This is a genomic window from Streptococcus oralis (genome assembly GCF_901543815.1).
GTDB classification, from domain to species: domain Bacteria; phylum Bacillota; class Bacilli; order Lactobacillales; family Streptococcaceae; genus Streptococcus; species Streptococcus oralis_CM.
The window spans coordinates 872,236-895,887 of record NZ_CABEIU010000002.1; the positions used below are offsets into that span (position 1 = coordinate 872,236).

Here is a 23,652-nt window from a genome sequence, read left to right on the forward strand (position 1 = left end):
ACAAGTGAAAAAGTTTGTTATTTTCACTTGTCTTATGGTCTTAAAAATAGTTTTCTGAAGGTTTCTTCCTTGTCTTTGTCAGTAGAAATCAGATTGATGTCCAAATGATGTTCAAATCCTGCAATTCTCCCCTTAGAAGTGTACTGGTGGAGATCGTAGTCCAGATCAGTATTTGGCTTAGTTTCAAAATAACCAGAGTCAGTTCCATAGGAAGGGATCCAAATAGCAGTGAACTTATCTGTATTGATACTATGCTCTTGCATGAAGTAAACCCCAACGTAGATGCCGATGTTTTTAGCGCCGAGAGCTGCCAGTTTGGCACGAAAGGCTTCAACACCTTCATTCATATCGGACATTGTTTTTTCTTCAACATCTAACCAGTAGTAGCTAGGATTGTAGGGAGAAGCAGCGTTGTAAAAGACTTCAGCAGCCTTTTCCATATCTTCTTTACTTTTTCCAGCAACGTAAGCATAAACACCCACAGGGACATTGCGTTTTTGAAATTCTGCTATATGATTTTTATAGGCTTTATCGACACCATTGATAAAGGCAGCATCATTTGTTTCAGTGTGCTGAGCCCCATTGTGCACGCGAACGATAACACCAGAAATGTTTTGAGATAAGGTGTCATAGTTGATCTCCTCAGGTCTTTGCCAACCAGAGACATCGATAATGGGCTTGTCAAGATTATGCAAGGCTTGTGTTTCAACTTGAAGAGCATTTGGTTTAGTTTTGATAGGATGGTCCTCAAAACTTGGTCTATTGAGGAGTAAAATCGCTATGAAAATTCCAAATAAACTAAAAATAATAGCAGGATGAATTTGTTTTCTCATATTTATTTAGTTTATCGTAAAAATTTAAAAAAATCAAAGGAAACAGTTTAGAAATGTAGACAAGTAGGGGAGATTTTCAGGAAAGCACCTGTTTGTTTGTTCTTTAAAAGTAAAATTATGGTATAATATAAGGGAATTTTTACAGAAAAGAGAATAGTATGTCAAATTATGCCATTATTTTAGCAGCGGGTAAAGGTACTCGCATGAAATCAGATCTTCCCAAAGTACTTCATAAAGTAGCAGGAATTTCGATGTTGGAACACGTTTTTCGTAGTGTTGGTGCTATTCAACCTGAAAAAACAGTTACTGTAGTTGGTCACAAGGCTGAGCTAGTTGAGCAAGTCTTGGCTGGTCAGACAGACTTTGTTACCCAATCAGAACAACTAGGAACAGGGCATGCTGTCATGATGGCAGAGCCCATTCTCCAAAATCGTTCTGGACACACCTTGGTTATCGCTGGAGATACTCCTCTGATTACAGGTGAAAGCTTGAAAAATCTCTTGGATTTCCATATCAATCACAAAAATGTGGCGACTATTTTAACAGCTGAAGCGGCAGATCCTTTTGGATACGGTCGAATTGTCCGCAACGATAATGCTGAAGTTCTTCGCATTGTCGAGCAGAAAGATGCCACTGATTTTGAAAAACAAATCAAGGAAATCAATACTGGAACTTACGTATTTGACAATGAACGCCTTTTTGAAGCCCTTAAAAACATCAACACTAACAATGCCCAAGGTGAGTACTATATTACTGACGTGATTGGTATTTTCCGTAATGCGGGTGAGAAGGTTGGCGCTTATACTCTCAAGGATTTTGATGAAAGTCTTGGAGTAAATGACCGTGTAGCTCTTGCGACTGCGGAAGCAGTGATGCGCCGCCGTATCAATCAAAAACATATGGTCAATGGTGTCAGCTTTGTTAATCCAGATGCAACTTACATCGACATTGATGTCGAGATTGCTCCTGAAGTCCAAATCGAAGCCAACGTTACCTTGAAAGGTCAAACGAAGATTGGTGCGGAGACTATTTTAACAAATGGAACTTATATCGTGGATAGCACTATCGGAGCAGGAGCTGTCATTACCAACTCTATGATTGAGGAAAGTAGTGTTGCGGACGGTGTGACAGTCGGCCCCTATGCACACATTCGTCCAGGTTCAAGTCTTGGTACTCAAGTTCACATTGGAAACTTTGTTGAAGTTAAAGGCTCTTCAATCGGTGAAAATACCAAGGCGGGTCATTTGACCTATATCGGAAACTGTGAAGTGGGTAGCCATGTTAACTTTGGTGCAGGTACGATTACAGTCAACTACGACGGGAAAAATAAGTACAAAACTGTCATTGGTAACAATGTCTTTGTTGGCTCAAACTCAACCATTATTGCTCCTGTAGAACTTGGGGATAATTCTCTGGTTGGAGCGGGTTCAACCATTACCAAGAATGTTCCTGCTGATGCTATTGCTATCGGCCGTGGACGTCAGGTCAACAAAGATGAATATGCGACTCGCCTCCCTCATCATCCAAAGAACCAGTAGGAGTCTGTCATGGAATTTGAAGAAAAAACGATTCACCGAAAGGAAATCTATCAAGGTCCTATTTTCAAACTAGTACAAGACCAGGTGGAACTACCAGAAGGAAAGGGTACTGCCCAACGTGACTTGATTTTTCACAATGGAGCTGTTTGTGTACTAGCTGTGACAGTGGAGGACAAAATCGTTCTCGTTAAGCAATACCGAAAGGCTATCGAGGCGGTTTCTTATGAGATTCCTGCTGGTAAACTAGAACTTGGTGAAAATGCTGATCCAATGGCAGCGGCTCTTAGAGAATTGGAAGAAGAGGTTGCCTACACAGCTAAGTTAGAACTGTTGTACGATTTCTATTCTGCGATTGGATTTTGTAATGAAAAACTAAAACTCTACCTTGCTAGTGATTTGGTCAAGGTGGAAAATCCTCGTCCACAAGATGATGATGAAACCTTGGAAGTTTTAGAAGTCAGTCTAGAGGAAGCCAAGAACCTGATCCAGTCAGGTCATATCTGTGATGCTAAGACTATCATGGCAATCCAGTACTGGGAACTACAAAAGAAATAGAGGAGAAACCCATGGGAAAACCTTTATTAACAGACGAAATGATTGAACGTGCCAACCGAGGTGAGAAAATCTCAGGAGCACCTCTTCAAGATGATGAGGAAACAAAGATCCTACCAACAGCTTCACAAAATTTTGGTTATTCACGTTCTAGAGATCATGGTTTTAGTCAAGATACACTTACAATCGAAGTAGAGCCAACGATTCATAAGAGCCGTCGTATTGAGAACACCAAGAGAAATGTTTTTAATTCGAAACTCAATCGCATCTTGTTTGCAGTCATCCTACTTTTGATTTTGCTAGTTTTGGCAATGAAACTCTTGTAATTGAAAGGAAATGAAATGAAAATTGGAATCATTGCTGCCATGCCAGAAGAGCTGATACATTTGACTCAGAATTTGGACAAACATCAAGAAGTCCAAGTCATGGGAAATACCTACTACACTGGCACTATTGGCAATACAGAAGTTGTCCTAGTTCAGAGTGGGATTGGAAAGGTCATGTCGGCTATGAGTGTAGCGGTGTTAGCTGATCATTTCCAAGTAGAAGCCATTATTAATACAGGATCAGCAGGTGCACTTGCAGAAGGGATTGCCGTTGGAGATGTAGTGATTGCGGATAAGTTGGCTTACCATGATGTGGATGTGACTGCTTTTGGCTATGCTTATGGTCAGATGGCTGGTCAACCTCTTTACTTTGAGTCAGATCAGAAGTTTATCGCTAGGATTAAAGAAAACTTATCTCAGTTAGAACAGACATGGCACCTAGGCTTGATTGCTACAGGGGACAGTTTTATAGCTGGAGAAGATAAGATTGCTACTATCCAGTCCCACTTTCCAGATGTTTTAGCAGTTGAAATGGAAGGAGCAGCCATTGCTCAGGCGGCTCAGGCTCTTGACCTACCTTTTCTAGTCATTCGCGCTATGAGTGACAATGCCAATCACGAAGCCTCTATCTCTTTTGATGAGTTTATTATCGAAGCTGGACATCGTTCTGCCCAAGTCTTACTAGCCTTTTTAAAGGCCTTGGATTAAGCGGAAATTTGACAGTTTATCTAGCTTATGATAAGATTTAAATAAAGAAAAGCTAGAAAAGTTTCAGAGGATATTATGAGTATTGAAATGACCGTCAGCGAGATTGCAGAGGTCTTAGGACTATCTCGTCAGGCAATCAACAATCGTGTCAAAGAACTTCCAGAAGAGGACACGAAAAAAAATGACAAAGGTGTAACAGTAGTTACTCGAAGTGGCTTGATCAAGCTAGAAGAAATCTATAAAAAAACGATTTTTGAAGATGAACCAGTCAGTGATGATGTCAAACAACGCGAACTGATGGAAATCTTGGTCGATGAGAAAAACGCTGAAATTCTTCGTTTGTACGAGCAACTCAAGGCCAAGGACCAGCAACTGGCAGAAAAAGATGAGCAGATGCGCATCAAAGACCGCCAGATTGCAGAAAAGGACAAACAATTGGACCAACAGCAACAGTTAACTCTTCAAGCCATGAAGGATCAAGAAACCTTGAAACTCGAGTTGGACCAAGCAAAAGAAGAAGTCCAAGCAACCAAAAAAGGCTTTTTTGCTCGCCTATTTGGAGGAAAATAAAGAAGCTGTTTGGGTTATTCACTAACCTAATAGCTTCTTTTCTTATTTATAGTTTAAATTGAGTCGGAATTGAGGTAAAAGATGGAAAAATTAAGAGACTATATCGCCTTTGACTTAGAATTTAATCAACACGAAGGGGTTACCCATTTAATTCAGGTATCAGCAGTTCGTTTTCAAGATGGTCAAGAGATAGGTGCCTTTGATTCTTATGTCCATACCAGCGTGCCTTTAAAGAGTTTTATTAATGGTTTGACAGGAATTACAGCTGAAACCTTGAAAGATGCGCCAAAAGTAGAACAAGTTTTACAGGACTTTCAGGCATTTGTTGGCAATTCACCTATCGTTGGCTACAATGCAGCCAAGAGTGATTTACCTATTCTCTTGGAGCATGGCTTGGACTATCGTGACCAGTACAAGGTCGACCTATATGATGAGGCTTTTGAACGTCGTAGTTCTGACCTACACGGCATAGCTAATCTCAAACTGCAAACTGTTGCGAACTTTTTAGGGTTTAAAGGTCAATCGCATAATAGTTTAGAAGATGCCCGCATGACGGCGCGTGTTTATGAAGCCTTTTTGGAGTCGGATGAAGGAAAACTATTGTTAGAAGAACAGAGTAATCTATCTATGAATCCCTTTGGCGGGTTAGATTTATCTCAATTTCTAGACTAGGAGTGCCTATGAAACCTGAAAAACCTAAAAAACTAGGTTTTAGGAAAATTTACCTCAACCTAGATAAAGTTCTCTTCCTCTTTTTCTTAATTTTCATGATGGTGGAGTATTTGTGGTTACCTCTCAATTCGTTTCTTGCTGGTCTTTTACTCAGCCAGACGGGCTATTTGTTTATTTCTTACAATAATATTTTTGCCATTATCACGAGTTCGCCATTAATCAGTCTGGCCTTTCTCGTCTTGATTGTAATCAATCTTTTGGTGGCCTATTTCCAGATTTGCCTCCTCTTTATTGGGGCGCGTCACCTTCTCTACCACGAAAAGAGAACCTTGATTGAGTACAGTCGCAAAGTATTTCACCAGAGTTTTCTATTTGTGAAACGCTTGAGCTTCTGTAAGATGGCCTTTGTTTTTTTCTATGTGGCCATGCTCTTTCCTTTTATAAGGAAAATTCTAAAAATTTATTACTTGAATAAAATCGTCATTCCAGACTTTATTGTGACTTATCTGGAAGACAAGTACTGGCTAGTGGGCTTGATGATTTTTGCCTCTGCTTGGATTTTGCTCTATGTGTCTGTCCGACTCATGTTTGCCCTTCCGAAGATTCTCTTTGAAAAGAGGACTGTGAGAGAAGGAGTAAAATATAGCCTACAAAAGACAAAAAAACAAGTTCTCTTTTATGCTTGGAACTTGCTACTCATTATTATTAAAACCTATCTCTTTTTCTTCCTCCTCTTGACTCCCTTGCTAATAGGACAGATTGTAATTGACAATTTAACACAGAAAGAATCACTGATTCTTGGAGTTATCAACTTTGTCTTGATAAAAAACATCCACTATATGGCGTTGACCTATTTTCTTGTTAAGTTTGTCTCCTTTTTGACAGGAGAGGAGCTAGAGATTATGCCAAGAAGAAAAAAGGACCATTTGATGAGATGGGGAGTTATGGGCTGCGCTAGTATCTTTTTTGCGCTGGAAGGTTATATCTATCTGGAAGCTCCTGATACCAACACGCCTTTAGTGATTTCACATAGGGGAGTAAGCAATAAAAATGGTGTACAAAACACTGTACAGTCTTTGGAAAAAACAGCGCAACTGAAGCCAGATTTGATTGAAATGGATGTACAGGAGACCAAAGATGGTCAGTTTGTGATGATGCATGACGCCAATCTTAAGAACTTAGCAGGTATCAATGCCAGACCTCAAGACTTGACCCTAGAGGAGTTGACAGGGTTAGATATTTCTGAAAATGGCTATCGAACCAAGATATCTAGTTTTGATGACTATCTCAATCGCGCGAATGAACTTCATCAAAGATTGTTGATTGAAATTAAAACCAGTAAAAAAGACAGTCCACAAATGATGGAACGTTTTCTAGAGAAGTATGGAACGATTATCAAGCAGTATGGTCATCAGATGCAATCACTAGACTATCATGTGATTGACCAAGTTTTGAAATATGATTCGACTATTCCAGCTTATTTCATCTTGCCTTATAATAGTATTTTCCCAAAAACCAAGGCAACTGGCTATACCATGGAGTATTCAACATTGGATGAATATTTTGTTACTAAACTTTGGTATACGGAACAAAAGCTTTACGTATGGACCATCAATAGCTCTGACGCACTTGATAAATCGTTGCAGTTGTCAGTGGATGGGATGATTACAGATGACATGGAAATGCTACAAGAGACTTTAGCAGCAGCTCAGGAAGATCCAGAATACACCGATCTCCTTTTGAAAAAAGCTACGGAGTTCTTTAATTTCTAACAGAGAAAAAAAGGAGAAGTGAACCTTCCTCCTTTTTCTGTAGGTGATTAGAATGGTAATTTTCCAGCGAAAGCACCTAGTTTTTTCTTAGTCGTTTCGTCGATTTGTTCTAGAGCAGCGTTGATGGCTTGAACAGTCATATCAGACAAGGTTTCTAGGTCTTCTGGATCTACAACCGCTGGGTTAAAGTCAATGCTGACCACCTTTTTGTCTCCAGTTAAAGTTGCTTGAACAAGGTCTTGAGCAGATTTTCCAACAAATTGCATAGCAGCGAGTTCTGCTTGACTTTGTTCCATTTGTTTTTGAAGTTTTTGTGCTTGGCGCATCATGTTTTGCATGTTCATCATAGCGATTTACAGTTTCCTTTTCTATTATTTTCTTTTTTATTTTATCAATTTTAGGGGTAAAAGTCTATTATTAGTTTAAAGCTAAATTTCAAGTTAGCCAGCAAGCAGTCTTCTCTGGGAGACTTGTAGTCCAAGCATTTTTTAGGATAGTTGTTGATCCAATTTTCGATGAAGGCGACTTCTTTAGGAGTCGTTTTCTTGGTTCCTTTATGTAACCATCTACGAATGAGCCTGTTGTGATTCTCATTGGTTCCCCTTTCCCGAGAGGCATAGGGGTGTGCATAGTAGATATGCTCCTTAGAAAACACATCAGATAAGCGGTTGAATTCAGCTCCATTATCTGCCGTGATGGAAAAGAATCTTGTGTTGTCTTAAGATGAGTTTTAGAGCCTGATTGACAGACTCAGCGATTTTATTTGGAATTGATCGAATGATTTGGTGTCTGCTCCTTTGATCCGTCAAGGCCAGTAGACAGTGGTTTTTGCTCTTGTAAGTAGGACCGTATCAATCTCATAATGTCCATTCTCCAATCGAAGATTGATAGCCTTGGGACGCTGTTCAATGGATTGACCAGCAGGTTTAAAGTTGGGACTAGCTTGTTTCTTGACAGTTTTTCCTTTTCTAGGATAAAGAAGGTTCTGTTTGGTTAGTCCTAATTTTCCATGATGAATCCAGCAGTAGATGGTAGAAATTCCTACGTTAACTCCCTTAGCTTTGAACATCATTTCAGGAGACAACTTTTGATTATGATAGTGGAGTATCTTTACCGAAAAAGCACTGTAATACAAGTAACCAATCCTTCTGTACTAGTCCTTTTTTTAGTTTATCTATGGTATAATAGAAGATAGATTTATCAATTGGAGTATGAAGGATTTTATGATTAAACTTGTAGCAACTGATATGGACGGAACCTTTCTAGATGGAGAGGGGCGGTTTGATATGGAACGCCTCAAAAACTTACTTGTTTCCTACAAGGAAAAGGGGATTTATTTTGCTGTGGCTTCGGGTCGCGGTATCTTGTCCCTGAAAAAGCTATTTGCGGATGTACGTGATGAAGTGATTTTTATAGCTGAAAATGGGAGCTATGTTGAGTTTCATGGAGAGGATATGTACGAGGCTACTATGTCTCGGGATTTTTACTTGAGCACTTTTGAAGCTTTAAAGAAATCACCTTATTTTGATGAAAGAAAAATGCTGCTGACTGGGAAAAAAGCTTGTTATGTTTTGGACACTGTGGATGAGACTTATCTCATGTTTAGCCGTCACTACAATGAAAATATTCAAAAAGTAGCGAGTTTGGAAGATATCACGGATGAGATTTTTAAATTTACTACGAACTTTACTGAAGAAACGATAGAAGCTGGAGAGGCCTGGGTCAACGAAAATGTTTCTGGTGTGAAAGCCATGACAACAGGTTTTGAATCCATCGATATTGTCTTGGACTATGTTGATAAGGGTGTGGCCATTGTTGAGCTGGCAAAAAAACTTGGGCTTAGCATGGATCAGGTTATGGCGTTTGGAGATAATCTCAATGACCTTCACATGATGCAGGTTGTAGGGCATCCAATTGCTCCCGAAAACGCGCGACCAGAGATTTTAGAATTAGCAGAAGCAGTGATTGGCCACCATAAGGACCAGTCAGTGATGGCTTATATGGAGGGCTTGTAATGGCGGATATTAAATTAATTGCACTTGATTTGGATGGCACTTTGCTGACAACGGATAAAAAGCTGACAGATCGTACCAAGGAAGTCCTCAAAGCTGCGCGTGATCGTGGCATCAAGATCGTACTGACAACAGGGCGTCCTCTAAAGGCTATGGATTTCTTTCTCCATGAGCTAGGGACTGACGGTCAGGAGGACGAGTACACCATCACCTTTAATGGTGGTCTAGTGCAGAAAAACACGGGAGAGATTCTCGATAAAACCGTCTTTTCAATCGACGATGTGGCACGATTATACGAGGAAACTGAAAAACTGGGATTACCGTTAGATGCCATTTCAGAAGGTACAGTCTATCAAATCCAGTCGGACCAAGAAAGTCTCTATGCTAAGTTCAACCCAGCCCTGACCTTCGTACCTGTCGCTTTTGAGGATCTATCTAGTCATATGACGTATAATAAATGTGTGACTGCCTTTGCCCAAGAACCTTTGGATGAAGCGATTCAACAGATTTCTCCAGAATTGTTTGACCAATACGAAATCTTCAAATCGCGTGAACTCTTATTGGAATGGTCACCGAAAAATGTCCACAAGGCAACAGGTTTAGCGAAATTAATTAGATACTTGGGAATCGATCAAAGTCAAGTCATGGCTTGTGGGGACGAGGCCAATGACCTTTCCATGATTGAGTGGGCAGGTCTGGGAGTTGCCATGCAAAATGCAGTTCCAGCAGTTAAGGCAGTTGCTAATGTCATTACCCCGATGACCAACGACGAGGAAGCCGTTGCCTGGGCTATCGAAGAATACGTGCTAAAGGAGAACTAAAATATGGGATTATTTGACCGTCTATTCGGAAAAAAAGAAGAGCCGAAAATCGAAGATATCGTAAAAGAAGCTCTGGAAAATCTTGATTTGTCAGAAGAGGTTGAAGAAAACCAAACGGCAGACGAAGAAACTTCTCAGGAAGAGACAGCAAGAGACAAAGTGGAAGAAACACCTGCTCAAGAAGAAACCCCTCAGATCTCGTTAGAAGAAGTGATTGAACCAGAACCAGTCGAAGAAACTGCTCAGGAAGATCTTGAGCTAGAATCTGATGAATTGGAACAATTCCAAGAGACGGTAGAAGCTCTAAAAGAAGAGAACCAAGAAACTGTAGAGTTCGAAGAAGGGTTAGCTACTGAAGTAGTAGAAGAAGAACTTCCTCAGGTTGAAGAAACCGTACAGGAAAAATATGACCGCAGTCTCAAGAAAACTCGTACGGGATTCGGTGCTCGTTTGAATGCCTTCTTTGCCAACTTCCGTTCTGTCGATGAAGAATTCTTCGAGGAATTGGAAGAACTGCTCATCATGAGTGATGTCGGTGTACAGGTCGCTTCAAACTTAACAGAAGAGCTACGTTATGAAGCTAAACTTGAAAACGCTAAGAAACCGGACGCACTCCGTCGTGTCATTATCGAGAAATTAGTTGAGCTCTATGAGAAAGATGGCAACTACGATGAACAAATCCATTTCCAAGATGGTTTGACCGTGATGCTCTTTGTCGGTGTTAACGGTGTTGGGAAGACAACTTCTATCGGGAAATTGGCTCATCGCTACAAACAAGCTGGCAAGAAAGTCATGCTGGTTGCTGCAGATACCTTCCGTGCAGGGGCAGTGGCCCAGCTAGCTGAATGGGGCCGTCGTGTGGATGTTCCCGTTGTGACAGGACCTGAAAAGGCTGATCCAGCTAGCGTCGTCTTTGATGGGATGGAACGTGCTGTAGCTGAAGGGATTGATATTCTCATGATTGATACAGCAGGTCGTCTGCAAAACAAGGACAACCTTATGGCCGAGTTGGAAAAGATTGGCCGTATTATCAAGCGTGTCGTTCCAGAGGCGCCACATGAAACTTTCCTGGCACTCGATGCTTCAACTGGACAGAATGCCTTGGTACAAGCTAAAGAATTTTCGAAAATTACCCCTGTTACCGGTATTGTATTGACTAAGATTGACGGAACTGCCCGAGGTGGTGTTGTACTAGCCATCCGCGAAGAACTCAATATCCCTGTAAAATTGATTGGTTTCGGTGAAAAAATCGATGATATCGGGGAATTTAACTCCGAAAACTTTATGAAAGGTCTCTTAGAAGGTTTGATTTAATACAAAATAAATATCCTGCAAGTCAATCTTGCAGGATATTTTTGCTATTCTAAACGGCCATCTTCACGATAGGCGATATCTGGTTGCCAAGTCCATTTGGCTCCATACTTTTCAAGTAAATCAAAGCTAGCTTGTGGCCCCATGCTTCCAGCTTTATAATCGTAGAGTGGAGCTCCGTTTTCAGCCCAGAGCTCTTCGATACGGTCAATCAATTTCCAAGAAGCACTTACTTCATCCCAGTGGCTAAAATTGGTTGAGTTGTTGTTCAAGACATCGTAGATTAATTTCTCGTATGGATCTGGTGAGGCTCCAGTAGCAGTAGCATCTGTACGGTAATCCAGAGAGCTTGGAGCCAGGTTAAACTCTTCACCGACTTGTTTACCATTGAGGCTGAGAGAGAATCCTTCAGTTGGTTGAATATAGATGGTCAAGATATTTGGTGCCAATGGCTCTCCAAAGATAGAGTCCATTTGCTTAAAGACGATATTGACATGAGTTCCTTTTTCAGTCAGACGTTTCCCTGTACGGAAGAAGAAGGGAACACCACGGAAGCGATCGCTGTCTACAAAGAAGGCACCAGATGCAAAGGTTTCTGTTGTAGATTCAGGATCGACATTTGGCTCGCTACGATAAGAAATGTATTTCATGCCATCGATTTTACCAGAGCGATATTGACCACGGATAAACTGTTCTTTCAATTCTTCCTCAGTTGGATGATAGAGGTTTTTAAAGACCTTAATCTTTTCAGCACGAATCTCATCTTTTGTAAAGCTAGCTGGTTTGTCCATGGCTAAAAGTGATAAAAGCTGGAGAGTGTGGTTTTGAACCATGTCACGGAGGGCACCAGATTCATCATAGTAGCCACCACGTTCCTCAACTCCCAAGCGTTCCGCAAAGGTAATCTGTACATTATCAATGTGCTCACGGTTCCAAACATTCTCAAAGATCATGTTAGCAAAACGAACGGCAAAGATACTCTGAATCATTTCTTTACCTAGGTAATGGTCAATACGGTAGATTTGCTCCTCATCAAAGGCAGCAAGGAGATCTTCATTGAGTTTGCTAGCTGTTTCGTAGTCTGTACCAAATGGTTTCTCAACGATCAAGCGCTCAAAACCTTTACCATCAACAATGTTTTCAGATTTGAGGTGCTTGGCAATGGTTCCGAAGAACTGAGGTGCCATAGACAAGAAGAAGAGCTTATTGTGTTCAGCTTGGTATTTTTCGTTGAGCTCAGCTTGTAATTGGCGCAAAGCAATGTAATGCTCCGTATCATTCACATCATGGCTTTGATAGTAGAAGTGGCTAGCAAATTCTTGAGCTTGCTCGGTACTATCTGCCAAATCAAGGATGGACTCGACAACTACAGATTCAAAATATTCCTTACTCCAAGGTCTACGAGCTGTTCCGATAACAGCAAAATGCTCAGAGAGATTGCCTGATTTATAGAGTCTGAAAAGGGAAGGGTAGAGTTTGCGTTTAGCTAAATCTCCACTCGCACCGAAAATTGTAACAATAACCTTTGATGACATCTAGCTACCTAATTTCTATATTTTTTCCTAGTTGGACTAGGGATGAGATTTCCTCATTATCATAGTTTTTATTTTATCATAATTTTCAAAAAAATCAAAAAATCCAATACGCAATAAAAAAACTGTAAGGAGAACCCTACAGTTTTGTTTTATACGTTTAAGACCTTGTCCAAGAACTCTTTCAGACGAGGGTGTTGCGGGTTATCAAAGATTTGATCAGGTGTCCCATCTTCCAGAAATTCTCCATCAGCTGTAAAGATAACGCGGTTGGCCACCTGACGTGCAAATCCCATCTCATGGGTTACGATAATCATGGTCATGCCTTGTTCCGCCAATTCCTTCATAACATTCAGTACATCTCCAACCATTTCAGGGTCAAGAGCAGAAGTTGGCTCATCAAAGAGCATGATATCAGGATTCATGGCAAGTCCACGTGCGATAGCTACACGCTGTTTCTGACCACCTGAAAGGCTATCTGGGTTGGCATTAGCTTTATCTGCTAGTCCAACCTTTTCAAGCAACTCCATCCCCAATTTTTCAGCTTCTTCTTTGGTCATCCGTTTGTGTTCAATAGGTGCAAAAGTGATATTTTCTAGGACGGACATGTGAGGAAAGAGATTGAAGTGTTGGAAGACCATTCCCACGTTCTCACGAACATGGTCGACATTGGTCGATTTTTCAGTCAAATCATAACCATTCACAGTGATGTGACCGCTCGTTACCTCCTCGAGAAGGTTAAGGCTGCGAAGGAAGGTTGATTTACCAGAACCTGAAGGACCGATAATACAGACAACATCTCCTTCATAGAATTTAGTAGTAATGCCTTTTAAAACTTCGTTTTTTCCATAATACTTATGCAAATCATTTACATCAATTTTAAGTTTTGCCATTAACGAATCCTCTTTTCTAAGCGTTTCGCTAGTCTAGTCAAAAGCGTGATAATTACAAGATAGAAGATAGCAAGGATTGCATACATCTTGAAACTTTGGTAGTTACGGGCGATGATGATCTTACCAGTTTGGAAAAGTTCCACCAGACCGATAGCAGATACGATGGTTGTATCTTTAAGAGCAATAACGAATTGGTTAACGAAGTTTGGCAACATCAATTTAGTTGCTTGTGGCAAGATAATCTTACGCATGGTTTTTCCATAAGAGATACCCAAGCTTCTGCTGGCTTCCATTTGCCCAACTGGAACAGCTTGAATCCCACCACGAACGATTTCAGCGATATAAGCTGCCGCATTAAGTGAGAGGGCGATGGTGCCAGCTACAAAGTCGTTAATTGGACTTTGTTGGCCTGTAATAGACTCGATGAAGTTTGGAATCCCCCAGAAGATGAAGGCTGCAAGAATCATCAAGGGAATACCACGAATAACGTCAACGAAGATCTCAGAGATAAGACGAAGAGATTTGTATGGGCTAACGCTAAACATACCAAAGATAATTCCAATTACAATGGCAATCGCAAATGAAATAAGGGCTAAAGCAAGAGTGATTCCAAGTCCACTAAGGAGTTGTTTGTAGTTGTTTTGAAGCAAGCCCCAGATGGTCGTTTCGTCAACTGTACTTGTAGAAGTAGTTGTTGCTCCGCTAGCTAGATACTTGTCGAGAATTTTTTGAAATTCACCGTTTGCTTTGAGGTTAGCAAGCCCCTTATTGAACATCTGAATCAATTCAGGATTGGTTCCTTTTTTAACGGCAAAGGCTGTTTCGCCGATTGGAGTTCCAGCGATTGGCGTTTTTAATTTTTGTCCTTGACTGATAGAATATTTGAGAACGGGCTCATCATCCATCACGGCATCGATAGCTCCAGTGTTGAGACTGTCATACATAGATGAGCCATCTGAAAAAGTTTTAATCTTGTAGCCGTATTTGCTTTGATTTTCAGTAAGGAACGTTTGAGAGGCAGTTCCGTTTTTTACACCAACTGTCTTATCCTTGAGATCTTCATAAGAAGCAATGGTACTGGATTCTTTTACACCGAGAATCGTATTAGCAGTGTAGTAGGAATCTGAGAAGTCAAATGTAGCTTTACGAGCGTCCGTAACAGACATACCAGCGATGATACCGTCTGCTTGCCCTGCTTGAACAGCACTAATGGCTGCGTCAAATCCTGGGTTAGTAATCTCAATTTCGAAACCTTGGTCTTTGGCAATGGCCTTGATGAGGTCCATATCAATACCAGTGTATTGATTGCTTGAATTTTGAAAGACGAATGGTGCAAAAGATGAATCACTTGCAATAATATACTTTGATTTAACAGTGTCAGCTTTTGCTATTCCTAGTGAGAAAATGGGAAATAAAATGAGCAAACATGCTAGGATTTTTTTCTTCATTTTTAGTCTCCTTTCTGAATATTTTTTAATTATAACAGAAAAAAAGTCAGAAGGCAAATTTTAATGATTATTATGTAAGAAGATATGACATAAGAATGTGGGTTTGTTAAAGTCAATAGATAAAGAATCTAATGGAATTTAATTTATGGTAAAATAGAAGAAATAAAAGGCATGCGAGGCAATTATGATCAATCGAATTACAGATAATAAATTTAGACTAGTGTCAAAATATGAACCATCAGGAGACCAACCCCAAGCAATCGAGCAGTTGGTCGATAATATCGAGGGTGGAGAGAAGGCTCAAATCCTCATGGGGGCGACGGGTACAGGGAAGACCTATACCATGAGTCAGGTCATTGCTAAAGTCAATAAACCTACTTTGGTCATTGCCCATAACAAAACCCTAGCTGGTCAGCTCTATGGGGAGTTTAAGGAATTTTTCCCTGAAAATGCTGTTGAGTACTTTGTGTCCTACTATGACTATTACCAGCCCGAGGCCTATGTACCTTCTAGCGATACCTATATTGAAAAGGACAGCTCTGTCAATGACGAGATTGACAAGCTCCGCCACTCAGCGACTTCAGCACTTCTGGAACGTAACGATGTCATCGTTGTGGCTTCTGTCTCTTGTATCTATGGTTTGGGTTCGCCCAAGGAATACGCTGATAGCGTCGTGAGTCTGCGCCCAGGTCTTGAAATTTCTCGTGATAAACTCTTGAATGACTTGGTGGATATCCAGTTTGAGCGCAATGATATTGATTTCCAACGGGGAAGATTTCGCGTGCGTGGGGATGTGGTGGAGATTTTCCCAGCTTCCCGTGATGAACACGCTTTTCGAGTAGAGTTTTTCGGGGATGAGATTGACCGTATCCGTGAAGTTGAGGCTTTGACAGGTCAGGTATTGGGAGAAGTGGATCATTTGGCGATTTTCCCTGCCACTCACTTTGTGACCAATGACGACCACATGGAGGTTGCTATTGCGAAAATTCAAGCAGAGTTAGAAGAGCAGTTAGCTGTCTTTGAGAAGGAAGGTAAACTGCTAGAAGCCCAGCGTTTGAAACAGCGGACAGAGTATGATATTGAGATGTTACGTGAGATGGGTTATACAAATGGAGTTGAGAACTACTCTCGTCACATGGATGGACGGAGCGAAGGCGAGCCTCCTTATACGCTTCTTGACTTCTTCCCAGATGATTTCTTGATTATGATTGATGAAAGTCACATGACCATGGGGCAGATTAAGGGCATGTACAATGGAGACCGCTCTCGTAAGGAAATGCTGGTTAATTATGGTTTCCGCTTACCGTCAGCCTTGGACAATCGACCTCTCCGTCGTGAGGAGTTTGAAAGCCATGTACATCAGATTGTTTACGTTTCAGCGACACCTGGTGACTATGAAAATGAACAGACGGAGACAGTCATTGAGCAAATCATTCGTCCAACAGGACTCTTGGATCCTGAAGTGGAAGTCCGTCCGACTATGGGACAGATTGATGATCTCTTGGGTGAAATCAATGCCCGTGTTGAAAAGAACGAACGAACCTTTATCACCACCTTGACCAAGAAGATGGCAGAAGACTTGACCGACTACTTCAAGGAAATGGGTATCAAAGTCAAGTACATGCACTCGGATATCAAGACCTTGGAACGTACGGAGATTATCCGCGACCTACGCTTGGGTGTTTTTGATGTCTTGGTCGGAATTAACCTCCTTCGTGAAGGGATTGACGTGCCTGAGGTAAGCTTGGTTGCCATTCTCGATGCTGACAAGGAAGGTTTCCTCCGTAACGAACGCGGCCTCATCCAGACCATTGGTCGTGCTGCTCGTAACAGCGAAGGGCATGTCATCATGTATGCGGACACGATGACTCAGTCTATGCAACGCGCTATTGATGAAACAGCTCGTCGTAGGAAAATCCAGATGGCTTATAATGAAGAGCATGGTATCGTGCCTCAGACAATTAAGAAAGAAATCCGTGACCTAATCGCCGTGACCAAGGCAGTTGCTAGAGAAGAGGACAAGGAAGTCGATATCAATAGCCTCAACAAACAAGAACGCAAAGAACTCGTCAAAAAACTCGAAAAACAAATGCAAGAAGCCGTCGAAGTGCTTGACTTTGAACTAGCAGCTCAGATACGTGATATGATGTTGGAAGTCAAGGCGTTGGATTAGGTAGGAGAAAACTTATGAAAAATACAGAAAATAATGAATTTCCATGCTGGGGTCAGTATCCAAAAAAGAACCCTAATTTTAATTATGTTAGGGCCAAACTAGATGATGAAATTATTCCTGAGATTTCTGATGAAGATTTTAGAGCGCTATCTGACTTTCCTTTGATTTATATTTATATATCCCCTATTCAAAGTGATGGAAGAAGGTATTATTATATAGGTCAAACTATTAATGTGAGTAGGAGAACTAAAGAGCATAGTGAAAAGTTAAAAAAAGAAAATTATGAACGTTTTAAAGAATTTATAAATGGTGAGTATATAGCTTTTTATGGAGAGAATATATCTCAAAATTTAAATTATATCGAAAAAATTTTGATTTTAACATTTATAGAAGAATTTAATTTTTTAAATTTTGTAAACATGAATAAAGACGGTGATTACGTTGGAAAATTACTCGCAAACAAAGATAGAGGTAATGAATCTGGAAAATATCAAGCATTAAGAGAAGTTGTTGAAAAAGATGTAATCAATAATATTCTTAAATTTTTACAAGAAAATAAATTAATTGATGATAAACCAAATTTAAAGCGAGTAACTTCAAGTTTATTTGCGGAAAGTCCATTCTTTGAACTTACAGAAAATCAAAATTCTATTTTAAATGAGATTTTAGAATCAAGTGATAAGTACATTCATCTTATTAAAGGTGGGGCTGGAACAGGGAAAACTGTCCTATTATTACATCTTATTGCTCGTTTAAAATTAGAAAACAAAGAAAACAAAATTGCAGTTTTTGTAAAAAATACACATAGAATACGATTTAAAAAGATTTTAACAAGTTACGGATTAAAACCAGACGATAATGGTATTGACATTGTTACTTTTAATCAATTATCAAAAACTAATACTGAGTACGATTATATTATTATTGATGAGGCTCAACGAACAACCAGATTAATTGAAGGATTAGTTTATCCTACAGGGGCAAAAAATGATACGGATATTCTAAAAAAATTAAATAACATTACTGGAAATGAAAAAGAGTACACTGAAGAAGAAATTAAGAAATTAGACTACCCTTCCGTTTTACATTATATCAAAATGAAATTTACTAAATCACATCTAATAATTTCTTATGATGACTCCCAACGCTTAAGAAAAGTTGATGGTATTGATATTAAAGAAATATTTAAAGATAAAGATAAAAATAAAGAAAAAGAACAAGAAATAGATAAAGATAATATTTGTGAATATATATTGGAAGCGCAACTAAGAATTTTAAATGGTAAATCTGAAAAATTTGCAAAGGAATTTGTTACTTTTATTAAAGAATTATTAGGTATAGAATCTAATGAGATTTTGAATGATGAATTTATAAGTGACTATAAAGAAAAATTAGGAAAAACGGCTTATTTTAAAAAAGAAAAATTAGGAAAAACGGCTTATTTTAAAATTGCAAGAAATGTAGAGGAATGGGTGAAATATGTATCAGAGAAGCAATTTAGATTTCCTGAAAAGAAATCACTTCGTTTGGCTGGGTACTGTAAACCAGTAAAAAAAGCAAATGATTATGAATTCATAAAAATTAATTCCAAAGGAGATTCATTAAAATGGAGTATGGATGGAGAAAATTTTAGAAATTATTCAAACAAATCAACAGAAGTGGGAAATGTTTATGATATCCATGGTTTTGATATAGATTTCGCATCCATTTATATTGGTAAAGATATCTATCTAGATGAGAAAGAAAAATGTATAAAAGTAAATAAAGATAATTCTTTCGATACTGCTGCTAAAAAAGGTGTTGATCAAATTGATGAATTTGTAAAAAATGCATATTATATCCTATTGACGAGAGCTGTGTACGGTCAAATGGTTTACGTTGAAGATGACAAATTAAGAGAGTTTTTACTCAAAATATTTCCGCCTGATCAAAATTGATAGTTTTCAATAGTATTTTATTTATGAAAACAAATGCAAGAAGCCGTCGAAGTGCTTGCCTTTGAACTAGCAGCCCAGATTAGGGATATGATGCTGGAAGTGAAGGCGTTGGGGTAGTGAAAGGAGAAAAATAAATGAATCTTACTATCAAAAAGATGGAAACTCCTGAAGAGATAGAAGGTAAATCCCTCGTTCACTGGCAAACGTGGAGAGAGGCTTATGACGACCTTTTGCCTGAAGAATTTCAGGAGACAATGACATTAGAAAGATGTCGATTCTTTAGTCAAAAGTATCCAGAAAATACATTGATTGCGATAGACGGCATGAAGGTAGTTGGTTTTATCAGTTATGGAAACTTTCGTAATGAGACTATTCAAGCTGGTGAAATTATCGCTTTATATGTTTTAAAAGACTATTATGGAAAAGGTATTGCTCAGAAGTTAATGACGGAAGCTCTGACTACTCTTGAACATTTCTCTGAAATATTCTTATGGGTATTAAAAGAAAATAAGCGAGCCATTGCTTTTTATCAAAAAATGGGTTTTACTGTTGATGGCCAAGAAAAAATACTTGAACTTGGAAAACCTATCATTGAAATTAGAATGGTATTTAAGAGTTCAACAAAATCAGAGAGTTAAATGCAAGGACAGTTGTGATTGGTTTTCAGATTGCACAATGAACAAATGATTACGTTTTAGAATATATTTTTAAATAGGGAGAAGTTATTGTGAAAGTAAAAGAGACGAAGTATAAGAAGTCATCGGGGCTAGATTCTCATAAATTAGTAGGGTTCTGTCTTATATTTAGTTTGGTATTAGTGATAGGATTTGGTGTTAATCAAATTTTTAATATCTTACCAATTCCATTGCCCTACAAGGAAATCAATTATAGTTTTCCCTTGTATCTGAATCTTTTTTGTCTAGTTTATAGGGTATTTGACTATTTGTTTCTAGACTCGTCTAGAGCAAAGGTGACCCTAAAAAGATTTATTGAATTATTTATCTATCTTAATAGTATCGGTTTAATTGTACATCTTTTTATAGGGGTTAGTGGGAAAAACAGTAAGGGTATTCTGCCTTCCCTCTTATCCTTAGATTACCGCTACATCTGGTTTCCAATTTCAACTTACCTGTTCTTTTTCTCCCTTGCTGGCTTAACCGTTCTATTGCAGAATCATATGGAAAAAATGAGGAATATACCATGATGAAACATTTAACTTTTTTAGAATGGTCTATCTGATTTTACTAGCATTTGTCCTTATCGATTTTGCCTTTCAATATTTGGTTTATCATTCACCCCCATTCTTTGGGACAGTTGGCTTTTCCTTTTAATTTTTACTCTGTTTATTCACTTTTGGAGACCTTTGGTAATTCTTGATCTTCTTTTTGGGATAGTTGGAATACAATTTATTCCTATAGTATTTAATACAGGGCTCTTTTTACCAGTTATTTTGGTTATGGCGCATAATATTTGTGATTATTTTAAGAACCGATATCATCTCTTAGAAGGAATCCGTAGCGCTTTTTGTAGTTTCTATATCTGGTTATTTGTAATTGTCGTTTTCGCCTTTACTCCAAATCCTCCTGTTCCAATCACTATTGATTATGAAGTTCAGGAACAAGAAATCGTCATTCAAAAAGGATATTTGCTTGATATTTGCTTCATGAAGTATATTATTACCATGAACGAATAAATCCCTTCATTATGAAATCTAAAATCAAGTACGAAAAAGTCATTTAATATAGAAAGAGAGTCCTATTTCCTGTTCCAAATTAATGATTTTAGGAAGTATATCGTATTAAGCGCGAAAGATAATGGCAGATATGATTTATTTGTATACATCAATCTGGCTCCTTTGAAATACTCAAAAGTTATTCTAGGGCCAAAGGTTACGGATGCAGACTATATTGCTCCTTATTTCAAACTTGCCAATCCTGATATAGAGATAGAAAGTTCGAAAATTTCTTATCGTTGAGTTGAGAAAAAATTAAAGCTTCAAAGAAATTATAATCTTTTTATTAATAAGGAGAATCTAGTAATGAAAAGAAAGTTACTTTTAATTTTCTGTATTATAAATATTGTCCCTTTATTCTTTATTCTACGTTTTTCCTTCCTTTTCTTTACAACAACTTATGACATTTTCCCTGAAGCAAATCAATCGGAGGTAGAGACAGCAGTAAGAAGAACCCTTGATTTGTATGGTTTTAAAGGAGATATGAAGGTTACGAAGTTTTCTAGAGATAAATGGACTTCTGAAAAATACAAAATTGAATACAATTATAGTGAAGAGGTTGATGGAAGTAGAGTCACTGTGAGTCATGCCTTGTTTTATCGTCCAAAGTCCTCAAAATACAATCCCCAAAAGACTGATGAAGAACTAGCCTATGATGGGACTACGAAAACCATGTTACAAGAATTTTCAGATATGGCTCATAAACTACTCAACCAGCATCCTGTCAGTGTTTCTAATAAAGAGAAGGTAGAGAGTTTTTTTAAGCAATATGAAAATCCAAATCTAGAATATGTGAATAGTTACTGGAGTGTCGATACTGAATCTGAAAATATCCAAGACTATTATGCTCTCATTGAAAAGAACCGTAAGGAAGGGAAAGCTTTTCAAGGTTTATATGATCTCCCTATTGATGAATTTCTGGAAAAAGGAATGATTAAAGGATACATCATCTATCGCGATACTGTTTTAGAAGAGGGTGAGAAAGATTATTTTGATAGTGAAGGCGGACTGACAGGATTTATTTCAAATGGGATAGATAATGCCGAGTTGCCAGATGCCTTTTATGAGGTTTCTTACTACTATGGTGCTAAAGGATATCGTTCAGGTAGTAGTGTTTCTTTAAAGGTTCAAAACCATAAGATGCTCTATTATGGAAGTAATTTTAACTAAAAATTTTATATGTAATAATTTGTGTTAAAATAATAGACGAGATAATTTAAAAGTGATAGATATTAGTCATTAGTTAGTAGTTTGAATTTAAAGGAGAAATAAATAGTGAAAAATTCGAGTACTTTTAACAAGCTTATTTATATCGTCCTATATTCCTTACTGATAGCATTTGTTATCGCTCATTTCATATTATGGTCATTTGGTTTATCATTTACTCCGATTATTTGGAATATTTGGCTCTTTCTTCTAATTTTTACTCTATTTATTCGCTTTTTGAGGTCCTTTGCAATTCTTGATCTTCTATTTGGGATATTTGGACTGAAATTTATTCCCATAGCGTGGAATACAGGGATTTTTGTTCCAATTATTCTCTCTATTTCGCATATTTTTATTTACTTTTTAAAGGGGAAATATCGCTTCCTTGAAGGAGTGCGCAGTGCGATTTGTAGTTTTTATATTTGGTTATTTGTAATTGTCGTCTTCGCTTTTATTCCAAATCCTCCTGTTCCAATCACTATTGATTATGAGGTTAGGGAACAAGAAATTGTCATAACAAAAGGATATTTGCTTCATGATGTATACTATTATCATGAGCTGATTAATCCCTTCATCATGAAATCTGACATTAAGTCTAAAAAAGTTATATAACAACTTAGAAAGTGAGTAAATTTATGTCCCGCTCCCAATTAACGATTTTAACCAATATCTGTCTGATTGAAGACCTCGAAACTCAGCGAGTGGTTATGCAGTATCGCTCTCCTGAAGAGAATCGCTGGTCTGGTTATGCCTTTCCTGGAGGTCATGTAGAAAATGGAGAGGCTTTCGCAGAGTCTGTCATACGTGAAATCTATGAAGAAACAGGATTGACTATCCAAAATCCTCAACTTGTCGGCATTAAAAATTGGCCATTAGATACAGGTGGGCGCTACATCGTCGTTTGCTATAAGGCGACAGAGTTTACTGGAAATCTCCAATCCTCAGAAGAAGGAGAAGTATCTTGGGTGCAAAAAGACCAGATTCCAAACTTGGATCTGGCCTATGATATGCTACCCTTGATGGAAATGATGGAAGCACCTGACAAGTCAGAGTTCTTCTATCGCCACCGTACAGAGGACGGCTGGGAGAAAGAAATTTTCTAGTCTTTTACTAAATAACCTAACTGATCCAAGGCCTCCTCGATATAGTGGAGGTCTTGTTGTGTTTCAGCTTCAACAAGGTGGTAATGGATGCCGTCTGTCAATTCAGAAAGTGGTCTAAAGTCAGAATTCTCGACTTGTTCCAGAAAATGCTGGACATCTCGGCGACAGGTGAGTTTGAGCAGAGTTTCAATTTCACCATAAACGGGATGATCAATTAAGATATTTTGAACGCGTCCGCCATTATCTACTATAGCCAAAAGTTCCTGACCAATTTCTTCCAGTTCATGTTTCACTTTAAAGAGTTTGTGGACGTAGGGGTTGGCATCATTTTCTTTGTAGATATAACCACGATTGGTTGACAAGATAGGAGCGCCATCGGCTCGCAAGATGGCAATGTCTTGGACGATGATTTGGCGTGTGACATGAAAGTGTTCAGCCAAGGTTTGACCATTGAGAGCTTTTGGTGACTCTTTTAACAGTTTGAGAAGAGCTTGTTTGCGATCCTTTGTCATA

At 38.7% G+C, this 23,652-nt stretch carries 22 protein-coding genes and 3 pseudogenes; 18 read left to right on the forward strand and 7 right to left on the reverse strand.

All coding sequences use genetic code 11. The features are described from left to right. Nucleotides 1–32 precede the first annotated feature (32 nt). The gene (locus FQT28_RS04410; RefSeq protein WP_125415183.1) at nucleotides 33–833 is read right to left on the reverse strand and encodes a glycoside hydrolase family 25 protein; all 801 of its coding nucleotides are present in this window, start codon (nucleotides 831–833) and stop codon (nucleotides 33–35) included. A gap of 158 nt (nucleotides 834–991) precedes the next feature. Here FQT28_RS04410 and glmU point away from each other — a divergent pair, with 158 nt between their 5' ends. The 7 genes from glmU to FQT28_RS04445 all read left to right on the forward strand — a co-directional run bounded on the left by glmU (nucleotide 992) and on the right by FQT28_RS04445 (nucleotide 6,971). After that, nucleotides 992–2,371, forward strand: coding sequence for a bifunctional UDP-N-acetylglucosamine diphosphorylase/glucosamine-1-phosphate N-acetyltransferase GlmU (gene glmU, locus FQT28_RS04415; protein ID WP_125415184.1), 1,380 nt, complete (start codon nucleotides 992–994; stop codon nucleotides 2,369–2,371). A gap of 9 nt (nucleotides 2,372–2,380) precedes the next feature. Continuing rightward, nucleotides 2,381–2,926: an NUDIX hydrolase gene (locus FQT28_RS04420; RefSeq protein WP_125415185.1), complete on the forward strand. Its 546-nt coding sequence runs from the start codon at nucleotides 2,381–2,383 to the stop codon at nucleotides 2,924–2,926. Nucleotides 2,927–2,937: 11 nt separating this feature from the next. Beyond that, nucleotides 2,938–3,249 (forward strand): cell wall synthase accessory phosphoprotein MacP, encoded by a 312-nt coding sequence (gene macP, locus FQT28_RS04425; protein ID WP_125415186.1) that lies wholly within the window; start codon nucleotides 2,938–2,940, stop codon nucleotides 3,247–3,249. Nucleotides 3,250–3,264: 15 nt separating this feature from the next. Continuing rightward, on the forward strand, nucleotides 3,265–3,957 hold the full coding sequence (locus FQT28_RS04430) for a 5'-methylthioadenosine/adenosylhomocysteine nucleosidase (protein ID WP_125448978.1): 693 nt from the start codon (nucleotides 3,265–3,267) through the stop codon (nucleotides 3,955–3,957). 75 nt (nucleotides 3,958–4,032) lie between these two features. Beyond that, entirely contained in the window at nucleotides 4,033–4,527 is a 495-nt protein-coding gene (gene rocS / locus FQT28_RS04435) for a chromosome segregation protein RocS (protein ID WP_000021248.1), read from the forward strand. A gap of 81 nt (nucleotides 4,528–4,608) precedes the next feature. Next, entirely contained in the window at nucleotides 4,609–5,199 is a 591-nt protein-coding gene (locus tag FQT28_RS04440; protein WP_125415188.1) for a 3'-5' exonuclease, read from the forward strand. An 8-nt stretch (nucleotides 5,200–5,207) separates the two neighbouring features. Beyond that, entirely contained in the window at nucleotides 5,208–6,971 is a 1,764-nt protein-coding gene (locus FQT28_RS04445; RefSeq protein WP_143989533.1) for a glycerophosphoryl diester phosphodiesterase membrane domain-containing protein, read from the forward strand. A gap of 47 nt (nucleotides 6,972–7,018) precedes the next feature. Here the strand turns inward: FQT28_RS04445 and FQT28_RS04450 are convergent, their stop codons facing one another. Both FQT28_RS04450 and FQT28_RS04455 read right to left on the reverse strand, forming a co-directional pair. Continuing rightward, nucleotides 7,019–7,318: a YbaB/EbfC family nucleoid-associated protein gene (locus FQT28_RS04450; RefSeq protein WP_061416779.1), complete on the reverse strand. Its 300-nt coding sequence runs from the start codon at nucleotides 7,316–7,318 to the stop codon at nucleotides 7,019–7,021. Nucleotides 7,319–7,368: 50 nt separating this feature from the next. Further along, nucleotides 7,369–8,082: pseudogene (locus FQT28_RS04455) on the reverse strand (IS30 family transposase); the annotation flags it as partial. Nucleotides 8,083–8,194: 112 nt separating this feature from the next. Between FQT28_RS04455 and FQT28_RS04460 the strand changes: the two are divergent. Genes FQT28_RS04460 through ftsY form a run of 3 tightly spaced genes read left to right on the forward strand, consistent with a single transcriptional unit; the run spans nucleotide 8,195 to nucleotide 11,118 of the window. After that, nucleotides 8,195–8,986 (forward strand): Cof-type HAD-IIB family hydrolase, encoded by a 792-nt coding sequence (locus FQT28_RS04460; RefSeq protein WP_143989534.1) that lies wholly within the window; start codon nucleotides 8,195–8,197, stop codon nucleotides 8,984–8,986. Continuing rightward, complete coding sequence (locus tag FQT28_RS04465; RefSeq protein WP_143989535.1) at nucleotides 8,986–9,804, forward strand: Cof-type HAD-IIB family hydrolase; 819 nt, start codon at nucleotides 8,986–8,988, stop codon at nucleotides 9,802–9,804. Before FQT28_RS04460 ends, FQT28_RS04465 begins: the two co-directional genes overlap by 1 nt. Before the next feature lie 3 nt (nucleotides 9,805–9,807). Continuing rightward, nucleotides 9,808–11,118, forward strand: a complete 1,311-nt coding sequence (gene ftsY, locus FQT28_RS04470; RefSeq protein ID WP_143989536.1) for a signal recognition particle-docking protein FtsY — start codon at nucleotides 9,808–9,810, stop codon at nucleotides 11,116–11,118. Nucleotides 11,119–11,162: 44 nt separating this feature from the next. Here ftsY and zwf read toward each other — a convergent pair whose 3' ends face one another. The 3 genes from zwf to FQT28_RS04485 form a co-directional block, all read right to left on the reverse strand. Next, nucleotides 11,163–12,650, reverse strand: coding sequence for a glucose-6-phosphate dehydrogenase (zwf, locus tag FQT28_RS04475; RefSeq protein WP_143989537.1), 1,488 nt, complete (start codon nucleotides 12,648–12,650; stop codon nucleotides 11,163–11,165). A 149-nt stretch (nucleotides 12,651–12,799) separates the two neighbouring features. Continuing rightward, nucleotides 12,800–13,540 (reverse strand): amino acid ABC transporter ATP-binding protein, encoded by a 741-nt coding sequence (locus FQT28_RS04480; RefSeq protein ID WP_001096337.1) that lies wholly within the window; start codon nucleotides 13,538–13,540, stop codon nucleotides 12,800–12,802. Then, nucleotides 13,540–14,988 carry an amino acid ABC transporter substrate-binding protein/permease gene (locus tag FQT28_RS04485; RefSeq protein WP_143989538.1) on the reverse strand — a complete coding sequence of 483 codons (1,449 nt, stop codon included), beginning with the start codon at nucleotides 14,986–14,988 and terminating at the stop codon, nucleotides 13,540–13,542. The genes FQT28_RS04480 and FQT28_RS04485 overlap by 1 nt, the downstream gene beginning before the upstream one ends. A gap of 184 nt (nucleotides 14,989–15,172) precedes the next feature. On the opposite strand from FQT28_RS04485, the gene uvrB reads away from it, so the two are divergent. The 8 genes and pseudogenes from uvrB to FQT28_RS04535 all read left to right on the forward strand — a co-directional run bounded on the left by uvrB (nucleotide 15,173) and on the right by FQT28_RS04535 (nucleotide 23,139). Beyond that, nucleotides 15,173–17,161 (forward strand): excinuclease ABC subunit UvrB, encoded by a 1,989-nt coding sequence (gene uvrB, locus FQT28_RS04490; RefSeq protein ID WP_143989539.1) that lies wholly within the window; start codon nucleotides 15,173–15,175, stop codon nucleotides 17,159–17,161. A gap of 14 nt (nucleotides 17,162–17,175) precedes the next feature. After that, nucleotides 17,176–19,098: a DNA/RNA helicase domain-containing protein gene (locus FQT28_RS04495; protein ID WP_143989540.1), complete on the forward strand. Its 1,923-nt coding sequence runs from the start codon at nucleotides 17,176–17,178 to the stop codon at nucleotides 19,096–19,098. A 27-nt stretch (nucleotides 19,099–19,125) separates the two neighbouring features. Then, nucleotides 19,126–19,215 (forward strand): annotated as a pseudogene (locus tag FQT28_RS04500) (UvrB/UvrC motif-containing protein); the annotation flags it as partial. A 17-nt stretch (nucleotides 19,216–19,232) separates the two neighbouring features. Then, on the forward strand, nucleotides 19,233–19,736 hold the full coding sequence (locus FQT28_RS04505; protein ID WP_143989541.1) for a GNAT family N-acetyltransferase: 504 nt from the start codon (nucleotides 19,233–19,235) through the stop codon (nucleotides 19,734–19,736). 818 nt (nucleotides 19,737–20,554) lie between these two features. After that, nucleotides 20,555–20,791, forward strand: coding sequence for a hypothetical protein (locus FQT28_RS10090; protein WP_260663446.1), 237 nt, complete (start codon nucleotides 20,555–20,557; stop codon nucleotides 20,789–20,791). A gap of 78 nt (nucleotides 20,792–20,869) precedes the next feature. Further along, nucleotides 20,870–21,073 (forward strand): annotated as a pseudogene (locus FQT28_RS10095) (DUF2971 domain-containing protein); the annotation flags it as partial. A 63-nt stretch (nucleotides 21,074–21,136) separates the two neighbouring features. Continuing rightward, nucleotides 21,137–22,000, forward strand: a complete 864-nt coding sequence (locus FQT28_RS04525) for a hypothetical protein (RefSeq protein ID WP_143989542.1) — start codon at nucleotides 21,137–21,139, stop codon at nucleotides 21,998–22,000. Between the two features lie 671 nt (nucleotides 22,001–22,671). Further along, on the forward strand, nucleotides 22,672–23,139 hold the full coding sequence (locus FQT28_RS04535) for an 8-oxo-dGTP diphosphatase (RefSeq protein ID WP_143989543.1): 468 nt from the start codon (nucleotides 22,672–22,674) through the stop codon (nucleotides 23,137–23,139). Here FQT28_RS04535 and FQT28_RS04540 read toward each other — a convergent pair. After that, nucleotides 23,136–23,651 (reverse strand): transcription repressor NadR, encoded by a 516-nt coding sequence (locus FQT28_RS04540; RefSeq protein WP_000159165.1) that lies wholly within the window; start codon nucleotides 23,649–23,651, stop codon nucleotides 23,136–23,138. The genes FQT28_RS04535 and FQT28_RS04540 overlap by 4 nt on opposite strands. Nucleotide 23,652 lies beyond the last annotated feature (1 nt).

Excerpts from the sequence above, each read along its gene's own strand:
- FQT28_RS04410 (WP_125415183.1), bottom strand. The coding sequence starts at position 833 with ATGAGAAAACAAATTCATCCTGCTATTATTTTTAGTTTATTTGGAATT.
- glmU (WP_125415184.1), top strand. The coding sequence starts at position 992 with ATGTCAAATTATGCCATTATTTTAGCAGCGGGTAAAGGTACTCGCATG.
- FQT28_RS04420 (WP_125415185.1), top strand. The coding sequence starts at position 2,381 with ATGGAATTTGAAGAAAAAACGATTCACCGAAAGGAAATCTATCAAGGT.
- macP (WP_125415186.1), top strand. The coding sequence starts at position 2,938 with ATGGGAAAACCTTTATTAACAGACGAAATGATTGAACGTGCCAACCGA.
- FQT28_RS04430 (WP_125448978.1), top strand. The coding sequence starts at position 3,265 with ATGAAAATTGGAATCATTGCTGCCATGCCAGAAGAGCTGATACATTTG.
- rocS (WP_000021248.1), top strand. The coding sequence starts at position 4,033 with ATGAGTATTGAAATGACCGTCAGCGAGATTGCAGAGGTCTTAGGACTA.
- FQT28_RS04440 (WP_125415188.1), top strand. The coding sequence starts at position 4,609 with ATGGAAAAATTAAGAGACTATATCGCCTTTGACTTAGAATTTAATCAA.
- FQT28_RS04445 (WP_143989533.1), top strand. The coding sequence starts at position 5,208 with ATGAAACCTGAAAAACCTAAAAAACTAGGTTTTAGGAAAATTTACCTC.
- FQT28_RS04450 (WP_061416779.1), bottom strand. The coding sequence starts at position 7,318 with ATGATGAACATGCAAAACATGATGCGCCAAGCACAAAAACTTCAAAAA.
- FQT28_RS04460 (WP_143989534.1), top strand. The coding sequence starts at position 8,195 with ATGATTAAACTTGTAGCAACTGATATGGACGGAACCTTTCTAGATGGA.
- FQT28_RS04465 (WP_143989535.1), top strand. The coding sequence starts at position 8,986 with ATGGCGGATATTAAATTAATTGCACTTGATTTGGATGGCACTTTGCTG.
- ftsY (WP_143989536.1), top strand. The coding sequence starts at position 9,808 with ATGGGATTATTTGACCGTCTATTCGGAAAAAAAGAAGAGCCGAAAATC.
- zwf (WP_143989537.1), bottom strand. The coding sequence starts at position 12,650 with ATGTCATCAAAGGTTATTGTTACAATTTTCGGTGCGAGTGGAGATTTA.
- FQT28_RS04480 (WP_001096337.1), bottom strand. The coding sequence starts at position 13,540 with ATGGCAAAACTTAAAATTGATGTAAATGATTTGCATAAGTATTATGGA.
- FQT28_RS04485 (WP_143989538.1), bottom strand. The coding sequence starts at position 14,988 with ATGAAGAAAAAAATCCTAGCATGTTTGCTCATTTTATTTCCCATTTTC.
- uvrB (WP_143989539.1), top strand. The coding sequence starts at position 15,173 with ATGATCAATCGAATTACAGATAATAAATTTAGACTAGTGTCAAAATAT.
- FQT28_RS04495 (WP_143989540.1), top strand. The coding sequence starts at position 17,176 with ATGAAAAATACAGAAAATAATGAATTTCCATGCTGGGGTCAGTATCCA.
- FQT28_RS04505 (WP_143989541.1), top strand. The coding sequence starts at position 19,233 with ATGAATCTTACTATCAAAAAGATGGAAACTCCTGAAGAGATAGAAGGT.
- FQT28_RS10090 (WP_260663446.1), top strand. The coding sequence starts at position 20,555 with ATGGCGCATAATATTTGTGATTATTTTAAGAACCGATATCATCTCTTA.
- FQT28_RS04525 (WP_143989542.1), top strand. The coding sequence starts at position 21,137 with ATGAAAAGAAAGTTACTTTTAATTTTCTGTATTATAAATATTGTCCCT.
- FQT28_RS04535 (WP_143989543.1), top strand. The coding sequence starts at position 22,672 with ATGTCCCGCTCCCAATTAACGATTTTAACCAATATCTGTCTGATTGAA.
- FQT28_RS04540 (WP_000159165.1), bottom strand. The coding sequence starts at position 23,651 with ATGACAAAGGATCGCAAACAAGCTCTTCTCAAACTGTTAAAAGAGTCA.